At 57.6% G+C, this 24,525-nt stretch carries 27 protein-coding genes; 13 read left to right on the forward strand and 14 right to left on the reverse strand.

Annotated elements, in window-relative coordinates:
* Positions 1-3 precede the first annotated feature (3 nt).
* From LB453_RS01635 to LB453_RS01650, 4 genes are read right to left on the reverse strand one after another with little or no spacing between them, the layout of a single operon-like run.
* Positions 4-2,286, reverse strand: a complete 2,283-nt coding sequence (locus LB453_RS01635; RefSeq protein WP_103796666.1) for a molybdopterin-dependent oxidoreductase — start codon at positions 2,284-2,286, stop codon at positions 4-6.
* Positions 2,287-2,310: 24 nt separating this feature from the next.
* Positions 2,311-3,072 (reverse strand): amino acid ABC transporter ATP-binding protein, encoded by a 762-nt coding sequence (locus LB453_RS01640; RefSeq protein WP_103796667.1) that lies wholly within the window; start codon positions 3,070-3,072, stop codon positions 2,311-2,313.
* Positions 3,065-3,991, reverse strand: a complete 927-nt coding sequence (locus LB453_RS01645) for an amino acid ABC transporter permease (RefSeq protein ID WP_103796668.1) — start codon at positions 3,989-3,991, stop codon at positions 3,065-3,067. Before LB453_RS01645 ends, LB453_RS01640 begins: the two co-directional genes overlap by 8 nt.
* A complete protein-coding gene (locus tag LB453_RS01650) occupies positions 3,988-4,875 on the reverse strand; it encodes an ABC transporter substrate-binding protein (protein ID WP_199187345.1) in 888 nt (295 codons plus the stop codon). Before LB453_RS01650 ends, LB453_RS01645 begins: the two co-directional genes overlap by 4 nt.
* Before the next feature lie 381 nt (positions 4,876-5,256).
* Here LB453_RS01650 and LB453_RS01655 point away from each other — a divergent pair, with 381 nt between their 5' ends.
* The 5 genes from LB453_RS01655 (at position 5,257) to LB453_RS01675 (ending at position 10,279) form a co-directional block, all read left to right on the forward strand.
* Positions 5,257-7,401 (forward strand): TonB-dependent siderophore receptor, encoded by a 2,145-nt coding sequence (locus LB453_RS01655; protein WP_103796670.1) that lies wholly within the window; start codon positions 5,257-5,259, stop codon positions 7,399-7,401.
* A gap of 241 nt (positions 7,402-7,642) precedes the next feature.
* Positions 7,643-7,846 (forward strand): hypothetical protein, encoded by a 204-nt coding sequence (locus LB453_RS01660; RefSeq protein ID WP_033748479.1) that lies wholly within the window; start codon positions 7,643-7,645, stop codon positions 7,844-7,846.
* A gap of 186 nt (positions 7,847-8,032) precedes the next feature.
* Positions 8,033-9,289, forward strand: coding sequence for a mechanosensitive ion channel family protein (locus LB453_RS01665; RefSeq protein ID WP_103796671.1), 1,257 nt, complete (start codon positions 8,033-8,035; stop codon positions 9,287-9,289).
* 202 nt (positions 9,290-9,491) lie between these two features.
* Positions 9,492-9,677: a general stress protein gene (locus tag LB453_RS01670; protein ID WP_071997410.1), complete on the forward strand. Its 186-nt coding sequence runs from the start codon at positions 9,492-9,494 to the stop codon at positions 9,675-9,677.
* A gap of 344 nt (positions 9,678-10,021) precedes the next feature.
* Positions 10,022-10,279, forward strand: a complete 258-nt coding sequence (locus LB453_RS01675) for a hypothetical protein (protein WP_103796672.1) — start codon at positions 10,022-10,024, stop codon at positions 10,277-10,279.
* 16 nt (positions 10,280-10,295) lie between these two features.
* Here LB453_RS01675 and LB453_RS01680 read toward each other — a convergent pair whose 3' ends face one another.
* Complete coding sequence (locus LB453_RS01680) at positions 10,296-10,985, reverse strand: B3/4 domain-containing protein (RefSeq protein WP_103796673.1); 690 nt, start codon at positions 10,983-10,985, stop codon at positions 10,296-10,298.
* A gap of 43 nt (positions 10,986-11,028) precedes the next feature.
* On the opposite strand from LB453_RS01680, the gene LB453_RS01685 reads away from it, so the two are divergent.
* From LB453_RS01685 to LB453_RS01700, 4 genes are all read left to right on the forward strand, one after another.
* On the forward strand, positions 11,029-11,631 hold the full coding sequence (locus LB453_RS01685) for a helix-turn-helix domain-containing protein (protein ID WP_103796674.1): 603 nt from the start codon (positions 11,029-11,031) through the stop codon (positions 11,629-11,631).
* Positions 11,632-11,662: 31 nt separating this feature from the next.
* Positions 11,663-12,556 (forward strand): dihydrodipicolinate synthase family protein, encoded by an 894-nt coding sequence (locus LB453_RS01690; protein WP_103796675.1) that lies wholly within the window; start codon positions 11,663-11,665, stop codon positions 12,554-12,556.
* 137 nt (positions 12,557-12,693) lie between these two features.
* Complete coding sequence (locus tag LB453_RS01695; RefSeq protein WP_103796676.1) at positions 12,694-13,155, forward strand: YlaC family protein; 462 nt, start codon at positions 12,694-12,696, stop codon at positions 13,153-13,155.
* Between the two features lie 79 nt (positions 13,156-13,234).
* Positions 13,235-13,492 (forward strand): hypothetical protein, encoded by a 258-nt coding sequence (locus tag LB453_RS01700; protein ID WP_103796677.1) that lies wholly within the window; start codon positions 13,235-13,237, stop codon positions 13,490-13,492.
* A gap of 244 nt (positions 13,493-13,736) precedes the next feature.
* Here LB453_RS01700 and LB453_RS01705 read toward each other — a convergent pair whose 3' ends face one another.
* From LB453_RS01705 to LB453_RS01715, 3 genes are all read right to left on the reverse strand, one after another.
* Complete coding sequence (locus tag LB453_RS01705) at positions 13,737-14,012, reverse strand: biofilm development regulator YmgB/AriR family protein (protein ID WP_103796678.1); 276 nt, start codon at positions 14,010-14,012, stop codon at positions 13,737-13,739.
* Positions 14,013-14,120: 108 nt separating this feature from the next.
* A complete protein-coding gene (gene ycgZ / locus LB453_RS01710) occupies positions 14,121-14,348 on the reverse strand; it encodes a regulatory protein YcgZ (RefSeq protein ID WP_103796679.1) in 228 nt (75 codons plus the stop codon).
* 288 nt (positions 14,349-14,636) lie between these two features.
* Positions 14,637-14,945, reverse strand: coding sequence for a hypothetical protein (locus LB453_RS01715; RefSeq protein WP_103796680.1), 309 nt, complete (start codon positions 14,943-14,945; stop codon positions 14,637-14,639).
* A 419-nt stretch (positions 14,946-15,364) separates the two neighbouring features.
* Between LB453_RS01715 and LB453_RS01720 the strand changes: the two genes are divergently transcribed.
* On the forward strand, positions 15,365-16,537 hold the full coding sequence (locus LB453_RS01720) for a diguanylate phosphodiesterase (RefSeq protein WP_103796681.1): 1,173 nt from the start codon (positions 15,365-15,367) through the stop codon (positions 16,535-16,537).
* A 356-nt stretch (positions 16,538-16,893) separates the two neighbouring features.
* Here LB453_RS01720 and LB453_RS01725 read toward each other — a convergent pair whose 3' ends face one another.
* Entirely contained in the window at positions 16,894-18,387 is a 1,494-nt protein-coding gene (locus LB453_RS01725; protein WP_103796683.1) for an alpha/beta hydrolase, read from the reverse strand.
* Positions 18,388-18,418: 31 nt separating this feature from the next.
* On the opposite strand from LB453_RS01725, the gene LB453_RS01730 reads away from it, so the two are divergent.
* Both LB453_RS01730 and LB453_RS01735 read left to right on the forward strand, forming a co-directional pair.
* Complete coding sequence (locus tag LB453_RS01730) at positions 18,419-18,601, forward strand: hypothetical protein (protein WP_224481389.1); 183 nt, start codon at positions 18,419-18,421, stop codon at positions 18,599-18,601.
* A gap of 213 nt (positions 18,602-18,814) precedes the next feature.
* Positions 18,815-19,171 (forward strand): hypothetical protein, encoded by a 357-nt coding sequence (locus LB453_RS01735; RefSeq protein ID WP_146053848.1) that lies wholly within the window; start codon positions 18,815-18,817, stop codon positions 19,169-19,171.
* 50 nt (positions 19,172-19,221) lie between these two features.
* Here LB453_RS01735 and LB453_RS01740 read toward each other — a convergent pair whose 3' ends face one another.
* Positions 19,222-19,530 carry a hypothetical protein gene (locus tag LB453_RS01740; protein ID WP_103796685.1) on the reverse strand — a complete coding sequence of 103 codons (309 nt, stop codon included), beginning with the start codon at positions 19,528-19,530 and terminating at the stop codon, positions 19,222-19,224.
* A 111-nt stretch (positions 19,531-19,641) separates the two neighbouring features.
* On the opposite strand from LB453_RS01740, the gene LB453_RS01745 reads away from it, so the two are divergent.
* Entirely contained in the window at positions 19,642-19,923 is a 282-nt protein-coding gene (locus tag LB453_RS01745) for a VF530 family DNA-binding protein (protein WP_103796686.1), read from the forward strand.
* Between the two features lie 39 nt (positions 19,924-19,962).
* Here LB453_RS01745 and LB453_RS01750 read toward each other — a convergent pair whose 3' ends face one another.
* From LB453_RS01750 to LB453_RS01765, 4 genes are all read right to left on the reverse strand, one after another.
* Positions 19,963-20,400, reverse strand: a complete 438-nt coding sequence (locus LB453_RS01750) for a YciI family protein (protein WP_224481390.1) — start codon at positions 20,398-20,400, stop codon at positions 19,963-19,965.
* A gap of 70 nt (positions 20,401-20,470) precedes the next feature.
* Positions 20,471-21,874, reverse strand: coding sequence for a flagellin (locus tag LB453_RS01755; protein WP_233215864.1), 1,404 nt, complete (start codon positions 21,872-21,874; stop codon positions 20,471-20,473).
* A gap of 557 nt (positions 21,875-22,431) precedes the next feature.
* The gene (locus LB453_RS01760) at positions 22,432-23,439 is read right to left on the reverse strand and encodes a substrate-binding domain-containing protein (protein ID WP_103796688.1); all 1,008 of its coding nucleotides are present in this window, start codon (positions 23,437-23,439) and stop codon (positions 22,432-22,434) included.
* Positions 23,440-23,475: 36 nt separating this feature from the next.
* Entirely contained in the window at positions 23,476-24,495 is a 1,020-nt protein-coding gene (locus LB453_RS01765; RefSeq protein ID WP_411970171.1) for an ABC transporter permease, read from the reverse strand.
* Positions 24,496-24,525 lie beyond the last annotated feature (30 nt).

Raw genomic sequence — 24,525 nt, forward strand, 5'->3', positions numbered from 1 at the left:
TGGCTAGCCTTGCGGCGGCGTAAAGGCGGCAACCGCCGGCGCGTCGCCAGTATATTTTCTGACGTTAACCACGGCGATCTGGCCGGTGCAGCCCTGCGCCAGCGCCGAGGTGCCGATATCCTGCGTCAGCACATTGGGGTTGCCGTGACGGCAGAGCGGACGCGCGGCGGCGGGATCGACCGGATCGTACCAGGCGCCGGTGGGCAGGCGCACCACGCCGGGCCTGATCGTCTCGGTCAGCGCGGCGCTGGCCAGCACATGCCCGCGCGCGTTGTACAGCTCAATAAGGTCGTTCTCGGCAATGCCCAGCCGCTGCGCATCCAGCGGATGCAGGCTGCAAACCTCGCGCCCGTTGCGCTTGCCGCTGCGGCTGTAGTCGCCGAAATCGAGTTGGCTGTGCAGGCGCGTCGCCGGCTGGTTAGCGATCAGCCAGAAAGGATACGTTGCGCAGGGCTGCTCGCGCGGCGCGCGCCATACCGGATGGCCGGGACAATCCTCATAGCCGAAACCGGCGATGGTGTCGGAAGCGATCTGAATCTTCCCGGTAGGGGTCGGCAGCGGATGGGCCGAGGGATCGGCGCGAAACGCATTGATCATGCGGCCGCCGTCCTGCAGCTGCGGCAGCGCCACGACGCCTTCCCGCCAGAAGGCGGCAAAATCGGGCAGCCTCACCTGATGCGCCGCCAGCTTTTCCTGAAGCTGCGCATAGAGATGTTCAAGCCAGCCGCGCGCGTCGCGGCCTTCGGTAAACGCCGCCTCTCTTCCCAGCCGACGCGCCAGCTCGCTGAAAATCTGATAGTCGTCACGCGCCTCACCGTACGGGGCCGCCACCGGCTGCATAGCGATGAGATGGCGGTCGGTCGGCGCGCCGCCGATATCTTCGCGCTCCAGCGTCATGGTGGCAGGCAGCACGATATCCGCGTGGCGCGCGGTAGCGGTCCAGGCGCTCTCATGCACGATCAGCGTATCAAGGCGGCAAAAGGCCTGACGCAGCCGCGCCAGATCCTGATGATGGTGGAACGGATTGCCGCCCGCCCAGTAGGCCAGCCGGATAGTGGGATAGCTCAGATGGCGGCCGTTATAGTGAAATTTTTCGCCGGGATGCAGCAGCATATCGGCGATGCGCGCCACCGGAATAAAGCGGTCGATGCCGTTTTTGCCCTGCGGCAGCGCCGGAAAGCTCGCCAGATTATGATGTTTGCCGTAGTGCCCCAGCGCGCCGAGCGCGTAGGTAAAGCCGCCGCCGGGCAGGCCGGGCTGCCCCAGCGCGGACGCCAGCGCCAGCCCCAGCCAGACCGGCTGCTCGCCATGCTGGGCGCGCTGCAGGGCGTGCGCCACGGTGATCAGCACGCGCCTGCCGTGCAGGTCGCGCGCCAGTGTGCGGATCTGCGCCGCAGGGACGCCGCAGCGTTCGGCGGCCCAGTCGGCGTCGCGCGCGACGCCATCCTCCTCGCCCAGCAGATAAGCGCTGAGCGCCGGCCAGCCGTGGGTGTAGCGCGCCAGAAAGTCGTCGTCGGTCAGACCCTGGGTGGTCAGCTCATGCAGCAGCGCGAGCATCAGGGCCGCATCCGTGCCGGGAATTATCGACAGCCACTCGCCGTCCGCTTCGTCGGGCAGATCGCTCTTCAGCGGGCTGACGGAGATAAAGCGCGTGCCGCGTCGGGCGGCGCGCTGCATAAAGCCGCGCTCGGTATGCTCGCTCAGGCCGCCGCTCGCCACCTGCGAATTTTTTAGCGCCAGCCCGCCGAACGCCAGCACCACCTCGCTGTGCTCAGCAATTGTCTCCCAGCTGACGCCGCGCCGCGCGATCTCATTCATATCGCCGACAATATGCGGCAGCAGCACCGAGGCCGCGCCGGAGCTGTAGCTGTTGACCGAGCGCACATAGCCGCCCAGCACGGTATTCAGAAAGCGGTGTACCTGGCTTTGCGCATGGTGAAAGCGTCCGGCACTTGACCAGCCGTAGGAGCCGCCGAAAATACCGGCCGGTCCGTAACGCTCCCCGACGCGCCGCAGTTCCTGCGCCACCAGCGCGTAAGCCTCTTCCCAGCTCACCGCCACGTAGCTGTCCTGACCGCGACGCGGGTCGGCACCCGGCCCGTTCTCCAGCCAGCCGCGCCGCACCATCGGGCGCGACACCCGCGCCGAATGCGCGAGCGCGTTGTGGAGATTGCCCAGCAGCGGGCTGGGATCGGGATCGCCGCTAAATGGGGTAATCGCCAGTCTGTCACCGTCGCGGCGCGCGCGAAAGGCGCCCCAGTGGGCGCTGTGCATACTCTCGGTCATGGTGGTCCTGCGGAGAAAGGGTGCTCAGAGCACCGTTGCGATAAAGTTGCGCACGCGCCCGTTGCTGGGATCCTCCAGCACCTGCTGCGTCGGCCCGGCAGCGACGATCCTGCCACTTTCCATAAACACCAGCGTATCGGCGATTTCACGCGCGAAGCCGATCTCATGGGTGACGATCACCATGGTGATGCCGGAGTGCGCCAGCTGCTTAATCACCTGCAGCACTTCGCCCACCAGCTCGGGATCGAGCGCCGAGGTCGGCTCGTCAAACAGCAGCACGCCGGGATCCATCGCCAGTGCGCGGGCGATGGCGACGCGCTGCTGCTGCCCGCCTGACAAATTTTGCGGCCACTCCTCTTCGCGCCCCGCCAGCCCAACCTGCTGCAGCAGCGCGCGCGCCTTTGCCAGCGCCTGCTGACGCGGCGCTTTTTTTACGCGAATCGGTGCGTCGGCGATGTTTTGCAGCACCGTGCGGTGAGGAAAGAGATTGAACTGCTGAAACACCATGCCGATATCGCGGCGCTGGCGCGCCACCTCGCCGCTGTTCAGCTCGTGCAGCGCCTGCCCTTTCTGCCGGTACCCGACCAGCTCGCCGCCGATGCGGATAGTGCCGCCGTCCAGCTTCTCCAGATGGTTAATGCAGCGCAGCAAGGTCGACTTACCCGAGCCGGACGGCCCAAGGATCACCGTTACCGAGCCGGCCGGAATATCCAGGTCAACCTCATCGAGCACGGTGACGCCGGAAAAGCGTTTGGTCACGTTACGCAGGGCAATTGCCTCAGCCATTACTGATACTCCTTTCGCTGCGGGTCGACGTCACGCCATTTAACAGGCTGCGCCACAGGGTGCGCGACTGACCGCGCGACACACCGCGCGAAAAGTAGCGTTCAATATAGAACTGCCCGACCGACAGCACCGAGGTCATCAGCAGATACCAGAGCGTCGCCACCAGCAGCAGCGGGATCACCTCATAGGTGCGCTGATAGATAATCTGCGCGGAGAAAAGCACATCCTGCAGCGAGATAACCGACACCACCGCCGTGGTTTTTAGCTGGCCGATTACCTCATTGCCCGCCGGCGGCAGAATGGCGCGCATCGCCTGCGGCAGAATGGTAAAGCGGAAAATCTGCGCCGGACGATAGCCGAGCGCCCGCGCCGCCTCAAGCTGCCCGTTACCGACGCTCTGAATACCGGCGCGCACGATCTCCGCCGCGTAGGCAGACTGGTGCATCACCAGCGCGATAACGGCGGCGCTAAACGGGCTGATCAGCGCATTGGACTGGGCGCTCCACAGCTCGCCTGTACCCGGCAACGACAGGGAAAGCGTGGGATAGAGCGCGGCGATGTTGTACCAGAGAAACAGCTGCACCAGCATCGGCACGCCGCGAAAGAACCAGGTATAGGCCCAGCTTACCGCGACCAGCACCGGATTCGAGGAGAGGCGCATCAGCGCCAGCACCGTGCCAAAAGCGAACCCCAGCACCACCGAGATCGCGGTCAGCTGCAGGGTCATCACGACGCCCTGCAGGATTGACGCCTCGGTAAAGTTATCGGCAATAACGCCCCACTCAAAGCGCGGGTTATTAATCATCGAGTGGGCCATCGCCGCCACGCACAGCAGCACCAGCAGCGCGCTCAGCCAGCGGCCGTAGTAGCGTTTGCCGACGATGCGCAGCTCGTCAGCTCGGTCGGGTGCCGGATTCACTGAAAGATCTCCTGATTACGTTTCGCCTCTTTTACCGCGCCGAAGCCGATGCCCCAGCGATCGAGGATCTTCTGGTAGCTGCCATCTTTGATCAGCGAATTGAGCGCGGCCTGCACCGCAGGCTCCAGCGGCGAATCTTTAGGGAAGGCCACAGAGACCGGTGCGTCATTGACGCTGATCTCACCGCTCATGGTCAGCGGCTTGATCAGGTTTACCTGCCAGCTCAGTCCCTCATACGGCCCGAAGAACATCGGCACGCGGCCGCTGACCACCGCCTGCACGCCCGCCGGTCGATCGGGGAAAACAGCGATTTTAATCGGCGGCTTGCCGGCGCTTTCACAGGCTTTGCTCGCCTCTTCCAGCCGGGTGATCTGGGTGGTGCCCGCGCCCGCGCCGACCTCTTTGCCGCACACGGCGTCGAAAGTGGTGAACGGCGCGAGAGTGGCGCTTTTCAGGGAGATAATGCCGAGGCGGCTGGCGTTGTAGTAGCCGACAAAATCGACCTGCTTCAGGCGCGCCTGGGTGGCGTTGATGTTGGAGAGCGCCACATCGTAGCGCCCGGTTTTCAGGCCGGGAATAATATTGTCGAAGCCGCCGGTGTCGCGCCACTGCACCGCGACGCCCAGCCGCTCGCCGACGGCGTTCATCACGTCGATTTCGCGCCCCGCCAGGGTTTTGTTGTCCTCTTTATAAAAGGTGGTGGGCGGCGTATTGGGGTTTGTTCCGGCGACAATATAGCCGCGCTTCAGGATAGCGGCAGGCACCAGGCTTTTCAGCGCGGGATCGGCTTGCACATGCAGCGAACTGTCGGTCGGCACCGAGGTGTCGGCAGCCATCGCGCCCTGGGCGGCCAGCGCGAGAACGATAAGGGTAACGCTTTGCATGAGTTTCACTGGGACCTTTCTCCTGATCAAATAAAATCCCTTGCGGGAAAATGCGCAGCCGGGGTAACGCTTCGCAAGCTTAAACAGATGTTGTCTCTCTCCGGGAATGAATATCCATACGGCTGGACGGCTTTATTCTCAGTGAGAGGAGGCAGAGTTAACAAATGCAAAAAAACGCTAAGCATTGCCGGATCAGGCATTAGCGCGGCGCGTCGTCCGTTTCCTAACCTACTGTGTAGAAATGTAAATATGCTGACGCAATCTATACAATGAGAATCATTATCACTATCATACGCATTTGCTTACACTCATTAACGCAACAGGGAGAATGTTTAAGTGAATGTAACGGTAGATTTCAGAAAGCGCCCCTGCGCCCTGCTGATGGTCGGTATGCTGAGCGCCACCGGCGTCGGCGCGGCGGAAGAGACAGAAAAGCTGGCCGATGACGAAACGATGCTTGTCACCGCCGAGCAGATACTCAAGCAGCAGCCCGGCGTCTCCACCATTACCGCCAAAGATATTGAAAAAAGCCCGCCGGTGAACGACCTCTCCGACATTATTCGAAAGATGCCCGGCGTAAACCTGACCGGTAACGGCGCCAGCGGCAGTCGCGGCAACAACCGCCAGATCGATATTCGCGGCATGGGGCCGGAAAACACGCTGATTATGATAGATGGCGTGCCGGTTTCCTCGCGCAACGCGGTGCGCTACAGCTGGCGCGGCGAACGCGATACGCGCGGCGACACCAACTGGGTGCCGCCTGAGATGGTGGAGCGCATTGAAGTGATTCGCGGCCCGGCGGCGGCGCGCTACGGTTCCGGCGCGGCGGGCGGCGTGGTGAATATCATTACCAAACGGCCAACCAACGACTGGCACGGCTCCCTTTCGCTGTTTACCAACCAGCCAGAAGACAGCAAAGAGGGGGCGACCAAACGCGCCAACTTCAGCCTGAGCGGGCCGCTGGCGGGCGACGCGCTGACGATGCGCCTCTATGGCAACATCAATAAAACCGACGGCGACGCCTGGGACATTAATACCGCCGAGAACGGCTCCTATGCGGCGGGACGCGAAGGGGTGCGCAATAAAGATATCAACGGCGTGCTCTCCTGGAAGATAACCCCAGAGCAGATCCTTGATTTCTCGTACGGCTACAGCCGCCAGGGCAATATCTACGCCGGCGACACGCAAAACAGTAACGGCAATAACAGCGCTAACGGCCTGGTCGAATCGCTGGTCGGCAGCGAAACCAACCGTATGTATCGTCAGTCTTATGGCCTGGCGCACAACGGTATCTGGGACTGGGGCCTGTCGAAGCTGACGTTCAATTACGAAAAAACCAATAACACGCGCCTGCAGGAAGGCTCCGGCGGCAGCGTGGAAGGAATGATCAACAGCGATAAATTCGCTACCAGCCAGCTGGAGAGCTACCGCGGCAACGCGGAGATTAACTTCCCGCTCGACTGGCTGCGCGAGCAGACGGTGACGCTGGGCGCGGAGTGGAACCATGACAAGCTGAACGATCCCGCCTCGATGCAGGCCGCCAACCAGGCGGGCGTCAATATCGGCGGCGTCAGCGGCAACGCGGCGGATCGCAGCAGCAAGAACAGCGCGACCCTCAGCTCGCTCTATTTTGAGGATAATATCGCCGCGACCGACTCGACCGAAATTATTCCCGGCATCCGCTTCGACTATCACAACAGCTTTGGCGCTAACTGGAGCCCGAGCCTGAACCTGTCGCAGGGGCTGGGAGATGATTTTACGCTGAAGGCGGGTATCGCCCGCGCCTTTAAAGCGCCGAATCTCTATCAGTCTACCGAAGGCTATCTGCTCTCTACGCGCGGCAACGGTTGTCCGAAGGATATTACCTCAGGCAGCTGTTATCTGCTGGGCAGCGACGACCTTGAGCCGGAAGTGAGCGTCAATAAAGAGCTGGGCATTGAGTACGCCCATGAGGGTTATGTGGCGGGCATCACCTGGTTCCGCAACGACTACAAAAACAAGATTGTCTCTGGGCGCGAGCGCGTGGGTATCGCCTCTAACGGCTATAACATTCTGCGCTGGGAAAATGGCGGCAAGGCGGTGGTGGAAGGACTGGAAGGCAATCTGACGGTGCCGCTGATCGCCGATAGGCTGGAATGGCGCAGCAACGCCACCTATATGCTGAAGTCGGAAGATAAAGAGACCGGTAATCCGCTGTCGATTATTCCAGAGTACACCATCAACTCGCAGCTGGAGTGGCAGATAACAAGCGACCTTTCTGGCGATATCAACTGGACGATGTATGGCCGCCAGAAGCCGCGCGAGTTTTCCGAATCGCGTCTGGAAGTGAACAATCTGTCGCAGCGCGAAATCGGGGCCTACTCGGTGGTAGGCCTGAACCTCAACTACGACCTGACAAAAAATCTGCGTGCCAACGCGGGCGTCAGCAATCTGCTGGATAAACGCATCTATCGCGAGAACGATGGGGCGTCCACCTACAACGAGCCGGGCCGCGCCTGGTACGCCGGGGTGACCTACAGCTTCTGATCGGCCTGCCCGCCGCCGTTGCGCGATGCCTCTGCGCAACTTTCGCTTTCAACCCGGCGGGCGAAAGATTGCTGATTTAACCTGATGTAAAGCGAAGCGCCTGGGGTTATGATGCAGGCGCTGCGGGTCATGCGTCGTCACTATCCGCCGCGCCTTGCGGGAAAAAGCAGACAGATGCACAGGCGCGGGTTTCGACGCCAGGCTACGCTGAATAAACCCGTAATTCAGGAGAGTAAAGCCCGTGAAATTTGAAAATCAGGATGCGTTTAAACTGGCGGTGGCTTATATGGAGCGAAAAGAGAATGTCACCGGCATTACCGTCTACTTTAAATCCTTTATCGAGACCTACCAGAAATTCGATCGCTGGCTGAGCGCGGCCGATCCGGTGCAGGCTGTCGAAGAGGAGAAGAAAGCGGCTAAAGCCAATCCCGATTCTCTGCTCTGACGCGCCGCGCGGCGGGATAAGAGGGTCGGCTTGCGATCGCTCTTAACCCGTCGGCACAGCATCCCTCGCCCGGCGCTGTCTGGGCGTTGTCCTTTTGCCGCCACGCCCTGTGGCGCATTCGTCGCTTATCATCCGTCTCTGTTTTATGCTTAACTCTCGCTCTACCCTTTTCAGTACGTGGTAAAAATGCACTATTTTAATGATTTAATGGGCTTTATTGAGGGGAACGTCGCGCTTTCCGCCACCTTCAATATTATTTTGCTTATCTTCGCCGGCATGATTGCGCACCTTGTCTGCAAATTCTTCGTGGTCAAAGTGGTGCGGAAGGTCTTTTTCAGCGCCCATAAAAGCGATGTCCCGCTGGATAAGGATGTCAGGATCTCGGAGAAGCTCTCCAACTTTATTCCGGTTATTACCGTCTATTATCTGCTGCAGTTTATGCCGGAGCTGCCTGAGCATCTGCAAATCGCCATCAGGACGCTGTGCGGCATTCTCTTCTTCGTCTATTTGTCGCTCTTTTTTAACGAAGTGCTGGAGATTGTTAATAACTCCTACTCGAAAAAGTCGAAGCGTAAAAATCATTCGATTAAAGGCTATATCCAGATCGGCAAAATCCTGGTGCATATTTTGTCGGCGATTATGATCCTGGCAATTATGTCGAATAAGTCGCCGGTGATTATTATCTCCAGCCTGGGCGCGGCCGCGGCGGTTTTAATGCTGGTCTTTCAGCATACCCTGCTGTCGCTGGTGGCCAATATTCAGGTTTCGTCAAACGATGTGCTGCAGCTTGGCGACTGGATTGAGATGCCAGATAAAAATCTCAGCGGCGAGGTAACGGATATCGCTCTGCATACCATTACCATCCGCAACTGGGATAACACCATCTCCCGCATTCCCACCAAAAATTTCCTGACGGAAACCTATACCAACTGGCAGGCGATGTTTTCCTCGGGCGCGCGGCGCATTATGCGCAGTTTCTATCTCGATCTCGACTCCGTGACCTTTGTGAATCAGGAGATGCTGCAGTCAATGACGCAGCTGCGCGGCGTCAGCGAACCGCTTTCCGTGCTGCTTGACGGTCGCGACATTAGCGCCGTGGGCGATCGCTGGTTTATTGAAAACGGCTTAACCAATCTTACGGTGTTTCGCCACTACCTGACCGCCTGGCTGGCGCAGCGCGACGATATCCGCAAGGATATGTATATCGTGGTGCGCGCACTGAAGCCCTCGCCGGACGGTCTGCCGATTGAGGTCTACTGCTTTACCTCCTCGACGCTGTGGGCCGACTATGAAAACTCACAGTCGGCGATTTTCGAGTATATCTTTGCGGTGGCGACGCTTTTTTCGCTGCGCATCTATCAGCACCCTTCCGGCTCTGATTTCTGGCGTCTTTCGCGCGATCGCGCGCAGGCGGCAGAGGAAAATCGTTCGCCTTTCGCCTGAAAAGGCTCGCGTTTTCCCGCAAACTTACCCCGCTTTTTTATGCCGCCGCGCGCGGCGGCATACTCAACAATCCTTATTAACCTACAGAAAAATCAGCATCTTTTGCTGCGGCATTCGCTTGCTTAAGGGTTACGCCGGGCTACGCTTAAAGGGTGACTAGCTAGTCCTTTTATCTAATGGAACAGTGATAGGAGTTCTACCTATGACACAACAGAAGTACAGAGGTGGCGCCGGTAATTTTGCCAACGATCCGGATCGTGCCAAAGAAGCAGGCAGCGCAGGAGGCAAAGCCAGCGGAGGCAATTTCAGGAATAATCCTGACAGAGCCAGGGAAGCAGGTCGGAAAGGCGGTCAGAAAAGCCGACGTCCGCCAGGTAATTCTGAGTAAGGTACCTTGAGGATTGTTGTTCGCCACGGAATGGCGGTTCTCTTTCTCCGCACTGCCGCGCAAAAAAAGGCCGCCTGAAGGCGACCTGTAAGAATACGCGTGCCCCACCCGGCGCTTATCTCCGGCACTCGCAATGGCTTAGCTCTTGAAGGGGCGTAAGAATAGTCTCATAAAATCCGCCGCGCCCATTAACCTTTCTTGCCAGGGAGACTATTAGCCTGCTAACAAATAGACCTGAGCGGCTCTCTTCAGCTTCTGGGCGCGACTCCTCTCTTTTATAACTACACTAAAGTCATCAGCGGCGCTTTCTGCCGCGCCGCTCGCTCCTTAATGAGGTCACGCTTATGCCGTCCGGACAGTTCTATATACTCGATAAGCCTGAACTTTCTTTTAGCTGCAACTATCATCTCGATACCGTTGCCGAACGCGCATTTGAGTCGCGCATGCTGCTGGAGATCCAGAAAGAAAACCAGCCTGTTGAGGCGTTTTCTTCGCTCAGCATCGGTCAGGAGGTGGTTTTTGTTTCGCCCAGCGGCGAGGCGAAAAATCTCTATTTAATTAGCGAAACCGACACCCACTTTATTTTTGCCTCTCGCGCCTGAGTGCGCAGCCCGGCGTTTATAACGGCCCCAACAGCGTTAGCTCGCACTCTGCGCCGGGCATGATGGTATCCACGCCCTCAGTCAGCATCTGCCCAGCCGCGTAGAGCGCCTCAAGCGGCATTTGCGGCAGGCTTTCCAGAACGAACCACATGTTCCGATCCGTTACGCTCAGGCGGGTGCGTACTCCCTGGCGCCAGTTCCAGCGGCGACAGGTCACCCCCTGCTCGTCACGCCAGATCACCTCGCCTGCCTCTGGCGTTTCAACGGCGGGCTGCCCTTCTTTGAAGGTATCAAAACTTTCCGTGCCGTCAGCGATCGCCAGCTCTGGCGTGCCGACATAGGCGGCGAGGTTCTCTCCGCCGACCGGAATGGCGTAGCGCAGGCTGACCGCGTTATAGAGATCGACGATCGGATCGAGCAAGGCCATACCGCCGTCGCGAATGACGCGTTTACGTAACGCCTCTGCTGAGCATGGCGTGCGTTTAGGTTTCGCGCCGAACGCCCGAAAAACCTCGCTCCAGGCGTTGAGATGAGCATCAGCCCACTCTGGTTCGCCGGCAAGCACCGCTGCGCACGCTTCGCGTAGCGCCAGGGCGCCGAACTGCGGAGACCGCACAGCGGCCGCCTTTACCTCAATGCTTAATGCACGGAAGCCCGGCGCAATATGTCGGATATCTGAACTGATTGACGGCAACATCGAAGCGATCTCATACTTTATTAATGACTAATTTATTGCATAATATCGACCAATGACCAAAAAAGTCAACATACCGACCGGGCCGGGCGCCGACGCAGTGGCGGTGAACGAGGCTATTTCTGCACGGATTAAGCTTTATCGCGGGCAGAAAAAATTATCGCTGGATGAGCTGTCGCGTCGGGCAGGCGTCAGTAAAGGGATGCTGGTGGAGATTGAAGCCTGTAAAGCTAACCCCAGCATTGCGCTGCTCTGTCGGCTTGCGGCAGCGATGGGCGTCTCTGTCGCCGATATCGTCGACGTCGCCAGCGAGCCCAAAGTGCATGTTCTTCAGCCTGAACAGATCCCGCTGCTGTGGCAGGGTGAGCATGGCGGAAGCGCCAGGCTGCTGGCAGGCACCAGCGGACCCAATATGGTTGAACTCTGGCGCTGGGAGCTGTATCCCGGCGACATCTTTACCTCGCCAGGACATCCGCCAGAAACCACCGAGCTGCTGCACGTAACGGCCGGGACGCTGCTGTTAACGGTAAATGACGAAGCCTTTAGGCTAGAGGCAGGCTACTCAGCGGTCGCCACGACCGATATGGCACACAGCTACGCCTGCGCCAGCGATGAGCCGCTTGTCTTTACCATGACGGTGTATGAAAAAGTGCGCTGACGCGCAGGGACTGAATAAACAGGAGCCAGCGATGTTTACCGGACTGAGCGCTTTTCCCCTGACGCCCGTAGCCACATCAGGCATTGATGAAAAGGGATTCGCCCGCATCCTTGCGCGTCTTACGGCGGCCAAAGTCGATGCGATCGGCGCGCTGGGATCGACAGGCAGCTACGCTTATCTGACGCGGCAGCAAAGAGCACGCGTCGCAGCTCTGGCGGTTGAGCATGCCGAAAAGATTCCAGTGATGATCTGTATCGGTGCCGTCAGTACCTCTGAGGTTCTCCATCTGGCCGATGATGCGCAGCGCGCAGGGGCCAGCGCGCTGCTTTTGCCGCCGGTAAGTTATCAACCGCTGAGTGAAGATGAAGTGTTTAGCCTGTTTGAAACGGTGTCGCAGCACGTTTCCGTGCCGATTTGTCTTTATGACAATCCCGCCACGACCCGTTTTGCCTTTTCTCCTGACCTTTACCGACGTATCGCCACCCTCCCTCACCTGGAGTCAGTAAAAATTCCCGGCGTACCGGACGAGGCGGAACAGGCGCGCAGACACATTAATCAGCTGCGCGCCCTGCTGCCGCAGCGAGTCAGGATTGGCGTTAGCGTGGACGCGCTTGCCGCGACGGGACTGAATGCGGGCTGCGATCTCTGGTACTCCGTCTGCGGCGGACTTTTCCCGCAGACGGCGAAGGCAATGACCGCTGCCGCCGCTCAGGGTGATAGCGATCGTGTCACCCGGCTCTCCGCGCGCCTGAACCCGCTGTGGGCGCTCTACCGCAAGCACGGCGGGAGCCTTCGCGTGATGGCGGCGGCGGCGGCCGTGCTGGGCCTGGCCGATCCTGATTGCCTCCCTCGCCCGCTGCTGCCGCTTTCGGCGGCGCACCGGGCCGACATCGCGGCGGTTATCGCAGCGCTGGAACTCTCCTGAGCCTTTTTGCCGATGCTGTGGGCTGCAGAAGCGTTCAGGAGATAATTAGCCGGGCTGGCGTACCGCTTTATTAGCGGTGTCTAATCAAACGCGATTCATCTATACTTTTGGGGTTATTTTTAGCTGAGAGTAGTTTCATGTATAGCGAATTAGAGAGCCTGTTGCAGCAAGAGCTGGACCAAATAAACCGCGCAGAAAATCGCAACGATCGCCCCTATTTTGACGTCTCCTTTATCAGGCAATATCCTGGACTGTACGGCCTGATGTGCTTCCTGTTTGTCATTACCATGGGCGTGCTGCTCTATTCCTCTTCATTCGGCACGATTGAATATATTGTTTGCTGCGTCATATTTGCCATCTGTAATTTCTTTTTCTTCTTCCATATCAATCCCGCTTATCGGGTAAAAGATATTGACCGGGGCGCGCTGAAGAATTGCTATACCGGCGACTGGTATATGGAAGTACACGTACGCGACGCTTTTATCCAGTCGCTGCTTGCCGGTAATCTGCTTAGCGCTGATGAAAAGGCTCGCTTAAAAAGCCAGTACGATAAAAAAGGCTATCTCTATTTTGCTGATATTTACCGCCTCAGACGCTAGATAAAGCGCGCACGGGAGGCGCAGCAGCGCGCTATTCCTGTGCTAAACTTTTTTCAGGTTTCAGGGGAAAGGAGTCAATATGGAAAATAACTCAAATGAAAAGATGACCAGTATCGTTATTGGCGAGGCCGTCATGCAGCTGGCGATGGCGGGTGCCGATATTTCCTGGGGCACCGTAACGGAAATGCTGCAGCGCCAGCTTAAGATGGAACAGGACAGCGAGCGCCTGACGGCCATGCGTCAGGCGATCAATCAGGTATATGACCAGTTACGCACCCAATATGGAACCTACGGCGCGCTGACGGGACTTCCGGCAGCAGAAAGATTCCTGCACTGACGCCACTATCCAGCGACGCTCTCTTGCGTCGCTGTCAGAAAATTCCTTTTCTTTTCAAAGTGACTTTCGCTCACGCGCCTGTATGCCAGGCTTAAGGAAGACAAAATCAGGATAACAGGAGAGAGCGATGAAGATCTGGATTGCCGTTTCCCTTGCCGCCGCGCTGAGCTGCTCGGTGATGGCCTCTCAGGGCCAGTTTGAAACGGCTGCGCCGACGGCCACAGGCCAGACGACGCAACGCTGATTAAATGCCTTCGTCGTCCGGCGTGTGTCCTACCACGATTTCCAGGCAGTGGCGCAGCACGTCAAGATGCACCACGTCGGTAGCGCTCTCAAGCTCGGCTATCAGGTAAATAATGATCGCTTTGCTGGTCACTTTTTTGCCGTGGATAACGATGTCGCGAATTACGGCGTCAAGTACGCGAGACTCCGCTTCCAGATGCTCACCCGCTTCACGGAAGTAATGAAGAATGTCAGCTTCAGCAGAGGCGGCGCGCGGGGCATCCATATGTGTTTGCATGTGATGTTCTCATAGTATGGCCCGCGAGAGTCATGCGCAGCGCCGTCAAAGTGTATGTGAGTCAGGCTCAGCCACTAACCAGCCAGCCTGAAGGATTTCGCTGCAGATTTAGCGGCTAAACAACATGCCAATCAGCTGATGAAGCTGCTGCTCCTGTTCCGGGCCGGTCGCTTGTTCAAGACGACGAATAAGACGCGAGCAGAGCGCCTTGCGGTTCAGGCTCTGACCTGCGCGCAGGATCTCCGTCACAACCTGACCCAGAATTTCCTGCTGCGAGGGCAGCGCGGTGGTGCTGATATGGCGAACGGTGTCTGCAATTGCGACGTTCTGGCGCATGGTAAACCCTCTGCGTTAACAAGCGATTAAATTGTGATCATCAAAACCTGTGGTAAAGTTATACAACTCTTGCAAAGTTGTACAGGACTTGCAGCGCTGTACAGGTCCTATTTTTGTGCAAAAAGTGCTAAATACCTCGTTAAGCCTGTTATTACGGGGGCTTAGCCCGTTTTTAGCAGGAGAATAAAGTTGTACAAGTTTGCGCAAGGTGAACAAAAGAGGAGAGAAAAGTGTCGTCCCTGACAGACTTCTCCGGCCGGGACGCGCTGGACGCGCCCGATAATGAGGTTATCTGTCATCGTCGTTTTCCGGCCGGAGCCGGATGACGTCCTCGCTATGTCTTCCATCATCTTCCCGGCTGGCCACCGTTAGCCAGTGCAGCTCGGTTCGATCCCGGTTGTCATGATGCTGATAGCTCTTCAGCCAGCGTCTGGCCTCAGAGATAGCCGTTAGCCTTGCGGCGTGGGTTTCATTTTCAGCCATGCGACTCAGCTCAGCGATGAGTGTCTCAACGCTTATTTCTTTCTCACCGAGAGCCAGGCTGATAACCGCTTCGCCGATAATGGCGTGACCTTTCTCATCGTTGTGAAATAACACGTAGTCTCCTTTGTTTTCGAATTAAAAATAACCTCATCTGCCAGTTTAGTAACCGAAAACCTGTACAGCTTTTTATTTTTTGTAAAGAGCCCTCCCTTTGCCCGAAAACAAGATCCGCCTGCTCCCCAGTAAAAAAAAAGCGGAAAAATGTCACCTGATATTAAGCGAAGCGGAAGGACAAACTAATAAAACATTAGATTTATTTATTAATTTAAATACAATCACTTAGAAAAAACGAACCCGCACACCTGTTTTTATCTGAATATCAATAAAGGGCTTGATTACCCTATACATTTAGCCTCTTTCGGATAGCCGCTACGGATAAATCCTGTAAACGCACAAATTCCTCACTCTTTATTGGCGTAAGCCTGCCTGTAACTGTTAATGTGGCCGCGACAATCACGATAAACGGAGCATTCATGCTTACAACAATAATTTATCGCAGCCATCTCGCCGACGAGGTTCCTGTAAAATCCCTTCCCGGCATGGTGGATAAAGCCAGCCAGCTGAATGCGTCCCATAACGTGACAGGCATTCTGCTGTTTAACGGCACCCACTTTTTCCAGATTCTGGAAGGGCCAGAGGCGGGCGTACTGGAGATTTACAGCCGGATATGCGCCGACAAACGCCACCACAACGTAGTGGAGCTGATGCGCGACTACTCGCCTTCTCGCCGGTTCGGTAATGCGGGTATGGAGCTGTTCGACCTGCGCCTGCACGATCGCACCACCGTTCTGCAGGCGGTGCTGGATAAGGGCACGTCGCGCTATCGTCTGACCTACGACGACCGTGGTTTGCAGTTCCTGCGCACCTTTGTCGAGTCGCGTGAAAAAGAGAACTATTTTGAAGTGCCGCCGGCTGATTACTGGGACTTTATTGCCGACCAGACCGGCGCTTCCGACAGCTGGCCCACCCATCACGGCGTCACCTTCAAGCCCGTTATCGATCCGCTGGGGCGTCAGGTAACGGCGATTGAGGCTATCGCCACGCTGGATGGGGACGTCGCGCTGGAAGGTTTGCCGAAATATCAGGCCAGCCTGAACGCCGCCAGACAGGCCTTCGCCCAGGCAGGCAGAGCCTGCCCGGAAGGCATGTCGCTCTACGTCAGCCTGCTGCCGATGACGCTGGTGGCGATCCCCGAAGCGGTGCGCATTATTGTAGAGGCGATACGCAATGCCGGACTGGTGCCGGAGCAGGTCATTATCGGCGTTAGCGAAACCGAGGTGATTTCTCAGCTGGATGCCTTCTCCACGGCGGTAAGACAGCTTAAAGAGGTGGGCATCAGCCTGTCGATCGACAACTTTGGCGACGGTTCGGCAGGATTATCTATGCTGACCCGCATCCAGCCCGATCGTATTCGCATCGACGCGGGCATTATTCGCGACGTACACCGCAGCGGCCCGAAGCAGGCGGTGGTGCAGGCGATTATTAAGTGCTGCTCCGCGCTGGAAATCACCGTTATCGCCGCCGGCATTGAACGTCCGGAAGAGTGGATGTGGCTGGAAGCGGCCGGGGTGATCAACTTCCAGGGACGCCTGTTCAGCGATACCGGCGCCGCTGTCGCCTGGCCCGAGCTGCGCGAAGCGATTTAACGGATGCCTGTCGAGCAGGGATGCTCACCTGTTATAACGCACAGGCTGTGCGCTTCTCGCAATTTCCCTTTTCTGCCCGTGAAACCCAGGTATCGCTGCGAAGGCCGAGCTCGCCGATAAAATCTTCTTTCACCTTCAAAGCCGAAACCCTGCGCCAGACGCAACAGGATCACCTGTCTGACGTCCGCTTTTACCTGTCAGAGATATCGGCCGCCTCACACATAAAATCGCTGCCGCTGCGTTATGATTAGCGGGTAACACACAGCAACGTGTTGCCTACGAAATCAAGAATCTAAAGACACGCTCTCTGTTGCCCGCCCTGCGCGGGCTTTTTTTCCAGCCTCTCCCGCTCACGATTACCGGCCGATACAGGCAAGGTAATCCGCCTCGCCGCTGCAGGAGATCCGCGCGTTAACACGCGCCATCATATCGCTAAAAAAGGGACTGGAAGTGGCGCGCATAAACGTCTCCGGGCCGACCGTCAGGCTGCTGGTTTCGCCGCGCAGCGAGAGCGTACCCAGCGAAATGCCGTAGCGGTTCTTCTCGCCAGGCTGTTCGCCATAGAGGTCGTCACTCAGGGGAAAGGGCACGGCAATATGCGACAGCGAGAACATATCCCGTGGCCACGCCAGATCCAGCGGCTCGACCCGCTCCTCCACCTCGCCCGCCTTAATGGTACGCGCCTCGGTCTGATAAGTGACGGGCGAGCGGTTGGTGATCACGGTTGCCGCGTAGGCGCGCGGCGCGGCAGGCAGCAGGCGGCTAACCGCCGAGGGAAGCGGCGCGCGGAACAGCGCGCTCATATTCGCCGCCTGATTGATATCGAAAATCACCAGACTGCTGCCGTTGCGCGGCAGATAATGATAGAGCGCATCGACCACCGCGCGAGTGCTGACCGTAGCGTCCATCACCGACTGAAAGGTGAGCACAGGCGCCAGCGCGCTGATCTGCCCGCTGCGCGCCGCCTGTACAATCTGCGCCTGCAGCGCCTGCGTCAGCAGCCAGGACTGGCGCGCGGCATTGACGGGAAACGAATTATATTTAAAGGGGTTATATTCCGGCAGGACGTTGAGCCAGGCGGTTCTGGCGAAGGCGGGAAACAGCGCGGGCCAGCCCGCGACCCCGGCGAAGCGGGCATAGCCGGTAACGCCGATCATCGGCGACAGCAAAACGATCTGCTGCGGCGCGCGCAGATGGCTGTCGCTCAGGCTCTCAAGCGCATATTTCATCGCCAGCGCGCCGCCGTTGGAATAGCCCACCAGATGCAGCGGCCGTTGCACGCCCGCCAGCCGGGTCGCCTCACGCACCGCCAGCCGGGTGACCGCCATCCAGCTCTGCCAGTTAACCGCGGTAAGCGATCCCGGCGCCGTACCATGTCCCGGCAGACGCGGCACAACCGCGACAAAGCCGCGCTGCTGATAATCCTCCGCCAGATAGCGCATGCTGTAGGGCGAGTCGGTCAGGCCGTGCAGCAGCACAACCGCGCCTCGAATCTCCCCTTTGGGCATCAGGATAAATGAACGGTTCCAGTCGGTGTGGAAGCGCGCCGGGTAGACCGCACTGCCGGGATTAAAACGGTTCAGCGCGTTTTTATCCTTATCGCTCAGCGTATCGTTCAGCTCCGCTTTCATCTGCTGAAAGATGCGCGCCTCCCGTTGCTGATAGTCAGCGAAGCTGGCGCGATCTGTCTCATCAGCCGACAGCTCATCGGCAACCCAGCGGTGCCAGCTGTGCAGCGCCGCGCCCTGCTCCGACTGATAAATACGGCCAATAAAGAATACCAGCAGCAGAACAGCGAGGCCGATCAGCGCCCGTCTGGCCAGCGTTATGATTGTGTGATGATGCGCCATCTGATTATCCCTTAGTAAACTGCCGCAAATTGTGGATCAGAAGCTGCGTCACAACCAGAGCGGCACCTGTTTTTTACCTTTAATCGTAAAGCCCACCCTCTTTAAAAAAAGTAATAAGCACGCCCGGCATCTTTGGATTTTTTATCCTGCCCGCCCCGCTTATTATCCTCCGAAGGCGAAGAAAAAAGCGTATGACGGGCGCGTTCCGGCGTGACGCAAAAGTGTGCGCAGCAGCACAGCGGCATTTTTTAAATCCACCATAGTTACAGGTTAAATTAAAAAGAAACCCTCTCCTGAATAATAATCTCCGCATCTGGTAAATAATCCGCCATCTCATATACTCATTTTATGCGGCGGGCGGCGAAATTAACCCGCAGGCTAAGCAGTCCGTCTCTGGCGTTATTTAGATCTGACGGGGAGTATTCCGATGCGTAATTTCAGGTTACCGCTGTTGATCGCCCTGGTTCTTCTGAGCGGCTGTCAGGCCACGCCGCAGGAAGCGAGAATGAAATCCGCTGACTTTCATCAGGCTAGCGGCCGAAGCGCCAGTGAGTTAAGTGAATGCATTTATCGTGGCTGGTCATCCACCGAGGTAGTGCAAAAAGATAACAGCACTCACCTGGAGCATGAAAACCAGAGAGTCACGGTATATACCTGGGAGAACTCGATGTTTGCGGATGTTTATAAACGCGGCGCCGGATCGGAGGTGCGTTTTTATAAAACCTTCAGCATGGGGCCGGAAGTGCTTGCCGACCGCAGCCGTATTGTGAAACGTTGCGCCTGAGCGTCATTATTTCGGCTGGCCGATCCCAGCCGAATACCCTTTAATTAGCGTCAGCGACGGCCTTTAATTACCGAGGCTTTCCAGCTGAAATCGCTGACCTCGCTCTCTTTCATCGCTTCCGGTTTCTTTCTGCGCGTCGGGCTCTTTTTGGCTTTCGCGGCCAGGGCTTTTTCTTTCGCCAGCTTTACGCTCATAATCTGCTGCCGGGCTTCGGCGGTAAACTCTTTCTCTTTTTTGACGTCGGGCTCTTTGCCGGTGCGCTGGCGATACTTTTCGATTAACCCTTTTAAAACGCCGTCTACAGCCAGCCGTTCATCCGGGGTGAACTGGTCGATGGAGATCATCTTTTTATCGTTCATAGCGTATCGTCCTGAGTAAATTCACAGCGAAGAGTGTACGCTGAATAGTGATTGATTGCTGCTGCTTCGGCTTTCTTGTACCCTTCCCGGTCCATATAAAGAGGACTTTTTATGACCGATCATCGCGCGAAAGACCCGCTGCACGGCGTCACCCTTGAAATGCAGGTAAATGCGTTAGTGGCGCGCTTTGGCTGGCCGGAACTGAGCAAGCGGATCAATATCAACTGTTTCAAGAACGATCCCAGCGTTAAGTCGAGTTTGAAATTTTTGCGTCGTACGCCCTGGGCGCGCGCCGAAGTTGAAGCCCTTTATCTCGACTCGCTAAATAAACCTGCTGCTAAAGCCAGCGCCGAGCCGGCATTTAATCCCTGGACGGCTGGCCGCGATAAGTAACCGGGGCGCTGCCATTGCCTGCGCAACAGGAGAGATCACTCATGCGGCAGGCGATGGGGAAGAGGCTTCTGCCAGCATGTCACTAAATGCCAGGCTCCAGGAGTGGATCTCCACGGAAGCCCTTAATCCGTGAACCCAGAAAGGATCGTCTGCAAAAATGCTGAAGGCATCATCTTCTGTTGCGGCTTCAACCACCCACAAAGCGCCCACGGGATGATCGCTGTGCTTTTCACGTAGCGATCCGGCGATCTTTATGACATCTCTTTTACGCTGCAGCCACGCAATATGCGCGTCGAAATAGCGTTCTCTGACGCTTAACTGAGCTGAACGATCGGTAAAACGAATAACGAATAGCATGGCTTGCCCTCTTGTCTGCACCTTGAACCATATCCCCATAAGCGCTTCGTACAATAATATAAATTGACCTGCTAAAGGCGCTTTATCTTTGCTGGAGAGAGAGGAAGAGGGAGAAACCATCCCTGGTTATCTGGAAGAGAAAAAAGAGGGGCGTTAACCAGCGTGATGCCAGCTAAACAGCAGCAGAAACTTAGCTGCGCAGCAGCGCCAGCACCATGTCGGGCGTCTGGTTGGCGATTTTCATCACCGCATTTTGACCCTGTTGCAGGATCTGCGCCTGTGCCAGGCGGCTCGCCTCCTGCGCATAGTCTGCATCCTGAATGCGACTGCGCGCCGACTGCGTATCGACGCTCTGCTGCGCCAGCACCGTTCGGTTCGATTCGTAACGGTTAATTTTCGCGCCGTAGTAGGAACGGTAGGCGCTGACTTTCTCCAGTGCCGCATCCAGCGCTTTGGTGGTAACGGAAATATCGCTGCTGGTTAACAGCGTGGTATTCTTCAGCCCCAGCGTTTTCAGGTCAGCGGGCGTCGGCTTCAGGGTATCGGTCTGCATCTGCTGACCAAAATCGGCGCTGGTCACCACGTCAAAATGTTGACTCTTCAGGGGCGGCACCGCGGGTACGGAAACCGGCTCTGGCAGCTCTCCCCAGGTGAGCTGGCTGTTAAAGGAGCCGTTGCCTACCACCACCACGATCAGATCTTCGGTGACCTTATCCAGGCTGATGCGCTCCAGCGGGTTGCTCTTGATGGTGCCGTTGTTGTAGTCGCCGGTTGCGGTGTCCTCATAACGATCGCCATCGCCGCTGTAGCGGATGGTCATACCGTTGTAGCTCATTGAGGCGCTGCCGCCCAGCGCCCAGGTCGCCCCGCCCTGCAGCAGCTGGGAATCGTCATAGGCGGCGCCGCTGGCGAAGCCGTTGGCGCTGGTCAGCAGTGACGCCGTTGCGGTAGCGTCATCGGTAATGCCTTTGCTGGTCCAGGTGAAATCGGGATCGCTGCCGTTGATCGGCGTGCCCACCAGATGCTTACCGTCGCGCGTGAAGAGCTGCAGATCGTCATCCTGGGCCAGCGAGTCGATGCTGATAGTAATGTTGGTGGCGCCCGCCGGAATATAGGCCAGCGGCACCACCCCGGACGTAAAGCTGTAGCTCTGATTGGCGACGGGAAACCGGTTTTTAATCGGCTGTACGTTGCCCAGCAGCGCAGGCGGCAGCTCCGGGTCATCCGTTGCCAGCGGATACTGGCCAAAGATCTCCGTCTGCTCGGAAATGTCGGTGATGCTGGCCAGAATCTGCTGATATTCGTTATTGACGCTGGCACGGTCAGCGTCAGAGAGCGTGCCGTTGGCCGCCTGAACCGCCAGGCTTTTGGCGCGAATAAGCCGCTCGCTGACGGTACCCAGGCTGCTTTCAGCGGTTTGTGCCAGGCTAATCGCATCGTTCAGGCCGCGCGAGACCACGCTGTCCGCCTTAACGTTGGCCGTCATTCGGTTGGCAATCGCCTGCCCCGCCGCATCATCTTTGGCGCTGTTGATACGTGAGCCTGATGAGAGCCGTTCGATAACCTGCTCCAGCACTGACGAGCTGCTATTCATCGAATTACTCGTCAGCGCGGCAAATTTGTTATGGTTTATTGTTAACATAGCCGCTACATACCTCATGGAAACTGTATGATTTATCGGCATGGCGTAAGGCGGCTTTAGCGGCGAACCCAGCAAACAGGCCGCGTGGCGGCCTGTTTGCCTTTAAGTGGCTGATCGGGAATTGATTTAACTTGCAAAAAAATTACAGTTTTTTTGCAGGATCGTAGCCTGCGGCTGACGGCGACCCTAATGCCGAGCGCCAGGCTGACACAGAGCGATACCCATAGCGTACTGCCGGTCTCTTTAAAGAGGGGTAATAGTTACGGGCGCGCAGCAGCCGGCAGTGATGCCGGCAAGGGTATCGATAAGATGATTGCCGAGCAGAACGAAATTATCGCGGCGCTGGCGTCAGGAGACAGGCGGCGCGCCGCCGACGCGGCGCGCGCACATATATTGTCGTTCAGGCGGGCCTTGCTCTCTGCGTGATGCGGTGAGAGGCGCGGCTTGTGGGCGGACGCTACGACACTGCGTCCAGCGGGTTAATCGTGCAGGCGCAGATGCAGCGCCTGTTATTTACGCGCATCCAGCAGCTGCTGCGCATTCTCCGGCGTTACCACCGTCCAGGGAATGTAATAGTGTTTGCTGGTGCCGCCGTTCCAGTTCAGCTCTTTCGCGTACTGTTTCCAGATGTCGGACTGGGGCTGATAGCTCTCGCCCTTCGCCGCGCGCATGGCGACGTCGATAGCGCCCTGCATCTGGCCTTTCGCATCCTGCAGAATCGAGACCATTTCGCCCGCCTGAACCGCATGGATGGCATCCGATACGCCGTCGACGCCGGCGATAGCGAAATCTTTCACGTTCAGGCCAGCGCCCTTGATCGCCTCGATGGCGCCCAGCGCCATTTCGTCATTCTGGCCGATAACGCCGTTGATTTTACCGCGATGTTTCTGCAGCCAGTTTTCCATCAGCGGTTGCGCTTCGGCGCGCGACCAGTTGGCGGTTTTACGTTCCAGTACGGTCACCTGGCCCGAGCCGCATTCGGCAATGGCTTTATCGTTGCCTTTGCCGCGCTGGATTTCGCCGCTGCCCCCTTTCGGCCCTTCGATAATCACCACGTTGACCTTCTTCGTTTTGCACTGCAGCTTGTCCAGCACCGCTTTGGCTTCCAGGTAACCGCCCAGCTCATCGTTGGAGACCACTTCCGAGGTCATCTCTTCGGTATTTAGCCGGGCGTTAGTAACAACAACCGGAATTTTCGCCTCGTTGGCGTTGGTAACGATGTCGATATTGGCTTCAAAGTCCATGGGATTGACGATAATCGCGTCAGCGCGCGTCTGAATGGCGGTAGCCGCCTGATCATTTTGCACCGAGGCGTCGTAGCGTCCGTCATAGAAGGTCAACACCGCATCGCCGCTTTTTACTGCCGGATGCTCTTTACCGTAGCGTTCCATCAGCTGCACAAACTCCGCTTTGTTGCCGTACATCAGCACCGCGATTTTCACCGGCGCGGCCTGCGCCACCGCCATGTGGCCCATCATCATTGCCGAGGCGAGCAATGCAATTTTGGTCATTTTCATTCTTATCTCCTGGTCGGTTTTTTTATATATGCAGGGTTAATCGCGCTGTTGTTTACGCGACGGGTCGAGCAATACAGCCACTACAATCAAGGCGCCTTTAATGATCTGCTGGTAATAGGACTGCACGCCCAGCAGGTCGAGGCCGTTATTCATCACGCCGATTATGAGTACGCCGAAAAAGGTGCCAAGCAGCGTGCCGACGCCGCCGGCCATGCTGGTGCCGCCAATGACTACGGCGGCGATGGCGTCCAGTTCATATCCCGCGCCGGCGCTGGTCTGGGCGGATCCGGTACGGGCGGTGAGGATCAGCCCGGCAACGCCCGCCAGAGCGGCGCACAGGGTATAAACCAGCACCTTGATGCGCACCACGTTAATGCCGGAGGTCCGGGCGCTTTTGGGGTTGCCGCCTACCGCATAGATATAGCGGCCGAAGATGGTTTTATTAAGCAGCAGCCAGGCGAGGCCAAACAGCACCATAAAGATAATCACCGGTACCGGAATGCCCGCCATATAGCCATTTCCCAGCCAGCGGAAATCGCGGTTCAGCTGCGAGACCGGGTTGCCGTCGGTGGTGAGCATCGCCAGCCCGCGCGCCGCTGACAGCATGCCCATGGTGACGATAAAGGGTTGCAGACGATAGCGCGCCAGAACCGTACCGTTAATCAGGCCGCAGACGATGCCGATGCCCAGCGCGATAATTAGCGGCATCATAACCGCATGGGCGGTATCGCCAATTGCCAGTCCGCTGTTGCTGGTGGCGAAGCGCGCGGCGACGATGCCGCTTAGCGCCAGTACCGACCCCACCGACAGATCGACCCCGGCGGTGATGATGACAAACGTCATACCGATGGCGAGAATGCCGTTGATAGAGACCTGGCGCAGAACGATCAGCATATTTTCATTGCTGAGAAAGTAGTTGCTGGTCCAGGCGCCTTTCGCCACCTGCACCTCGCCAATGGCGGCAACAATCAGGCAGAGCACGAAGAAGGCGATAATGATGCCGTACTTGTGCATACGGCGCTTGTTGCGCGTGAAAAACGAAACCCCGGGTGTCATAGAATGCGTACCGTTCATCTTGTTCTCTCT

This window comes from Pantoea agglomerans, from assembly GCF_020149765.1.
Taxonomy (GTDB): Bacteria; Pseudomonadota; Gammaproteobacteria; order Enterobacterales; family Enterobacteriaceae; genus Pantoea; species Pantoea alvi.

What these genes read in the sequence shown, in the direction of transcription:
- LB453_RS01635 (WP_103796666.1), bottom strand. Translation starts at nt 2,286, where the DNA reads ATGACCGAGAGTATGCACAGCGCCCACTGGGGCGCCTTTCGCGCGCGC.
- LB453_RS01640 (WP_103796667.1), bottom strand. Translation starts at nt 3,072, where the DNA reads ATGGCTGAGGCAATTGCCCTGCGTAACGTGACCAAACGCTTTTCCGGC.
- LB453_RS01650 (WP_199187345.1), bottom strand. Translation starts at nt 4,875, where the DNA reads ATGCAAAGCGTTACCCTTATCGTTCTCGCGCTGGCCGCCCAGGGCGCG.
- LB453_RS01655 (WP_103796670.1), top strand. Translation starts at nt 5,257, where the DNA reads ATGGTCGGTATGCTGAGCGCCACCGGCGTCGGCGCGGCGGAAGAGACA.
- LB453_RS01665 (WP_103796671.1), top strand. Translation starts at nt 8,033, where the DNA reads ATGCACTATTTTAATGATTTAATGGGCTTTATTGAGGGGAACGTCGCG.
- LB453_RS01670 (WP_071997410.1), top strand. Translation starts at nt 9,492, where the DNA reads ATGACACAACAGAAGTACAGAGGTGGCGCCGGTAATTTTGCCAACGAT.
- LB453_RS01675 (WP_103796672.1), top strand. Translation starts at nt 10,022, where the DNA reads ATGCCGTCCGGACAGTTCTATATACTCGATAAGCCTGAACTTTCTTTT.
- LB453_RS01685 (WP_103796674.1), top strand. Translation starts at nt 11,029, where the DNA reads ATGACCAAAAAAGTCAACATACCGACCGGGCCGGGCGCCGACGCAGTG.
- LB453_RS01690 (WP_103796675.1), top strand. Translation starts at nt 11,663, where the DNA reads ATGTTTACCGGACTGAGCGCTTTTCCCCTGACGCCCGTAGCCACATCA.
- LB453_RS01695 (WP_103796676.1), top strand. Translation starts at nt 12,694, where the DNA reads ATGTATAGCGAATTAGAGAGCCTGTTGCAGCAAGAGCTGGACCAAATA.
- LB453_RS01700 (WP_103796677.1), top strand. Translation starts at nt 13,235, where the DNA reads ATGGAAAATAACTCAAATGAAAAGATGACCAGTATCGTTATTGGCGAG.
- LB453_RS01705 (WP_103796678.1), bottom strand. Translation starts at nt 14,012, where the DNA reads ATGCAAACACATATGGATGCCCCGCGCGCCGCCTCTGCTGAAGCTGAC.
- ycgZ (WP_103796679.1), bottom strand. Translation starts at nt 14,348, where the DNA reads ATGCGCCAGAACGTCGCAATTGCAGACACCGTTCGCCATATCAGCACC.
- LB453_RS01720 (WP_103796681.1), top strand. Translation starts at nt 15,365, where the DNA reads ATGCTTACAACAATAATTTATCGCAGCCATCTCGCCGACGAGGTTCCT.
- LB453_RS01725 (WP_103796683.1), bottom strand. Translation starts at nt 18,387, where the DNA reads ATGGCGCATCATCACACAATCATAACGCTGGCCAGACGGGCGCTGATC.
- LB453_RS01735 (WP_146053848.1), top strand. Translation starts at nt 18,815, where the DNA reads ATGCGTAATTTCAGGTTACCGCTGTTGATCGCCCTGGTTCTTCTGAGC.
- LB453_RS01740 (WP_103796685.1), bottom strand. Translation starts at nt 19,530, where the DNA reads ATGAACGATAAAAAGATGATCTCCATCGACCAGTTCACCCCGGATGAA.
- LB453_RS01745 (WP_103796686.1), top strand. Translation starts at nt 19,642, where the DNA reads ATGACCGATCATCGCGCGAAAGACCCGCTGCACGGCGTCACCCTTGAA.
- LB453_RS01750 (WP_224481390.1), bottom strand. Translation starts at nt 20,400, where the DNA reads ATGGTTTCTCCCTCTTCCTCTCTCTCCAGCAAAGATAAAGCGCCTTTA.
- LB453_RS01755 (WP_233215864.1), bottom strand. Translation starts at nt 21,874, where the DNA reads ATGAATAGCAGCTCGTCAGTGCTGGAGCAGGTTATCGAACGGCTCTCA.
- LB453_RS01760 (WP_103796688.1), bottom strand. Translation starts at nt 23,439, where the DNA reads ATGAAAATGACCAAAATTGCATTGCTCGCCTCGGCAATGATGATGGGC.
- LB453_RS01765 (WP_411970171.1), bottom strand. Translation starts at nt 24,495, where the DNA reads ATGACACCCGGGGTTTCGTTTTTCACGCGCAACAAGCGCCGTATGCAC.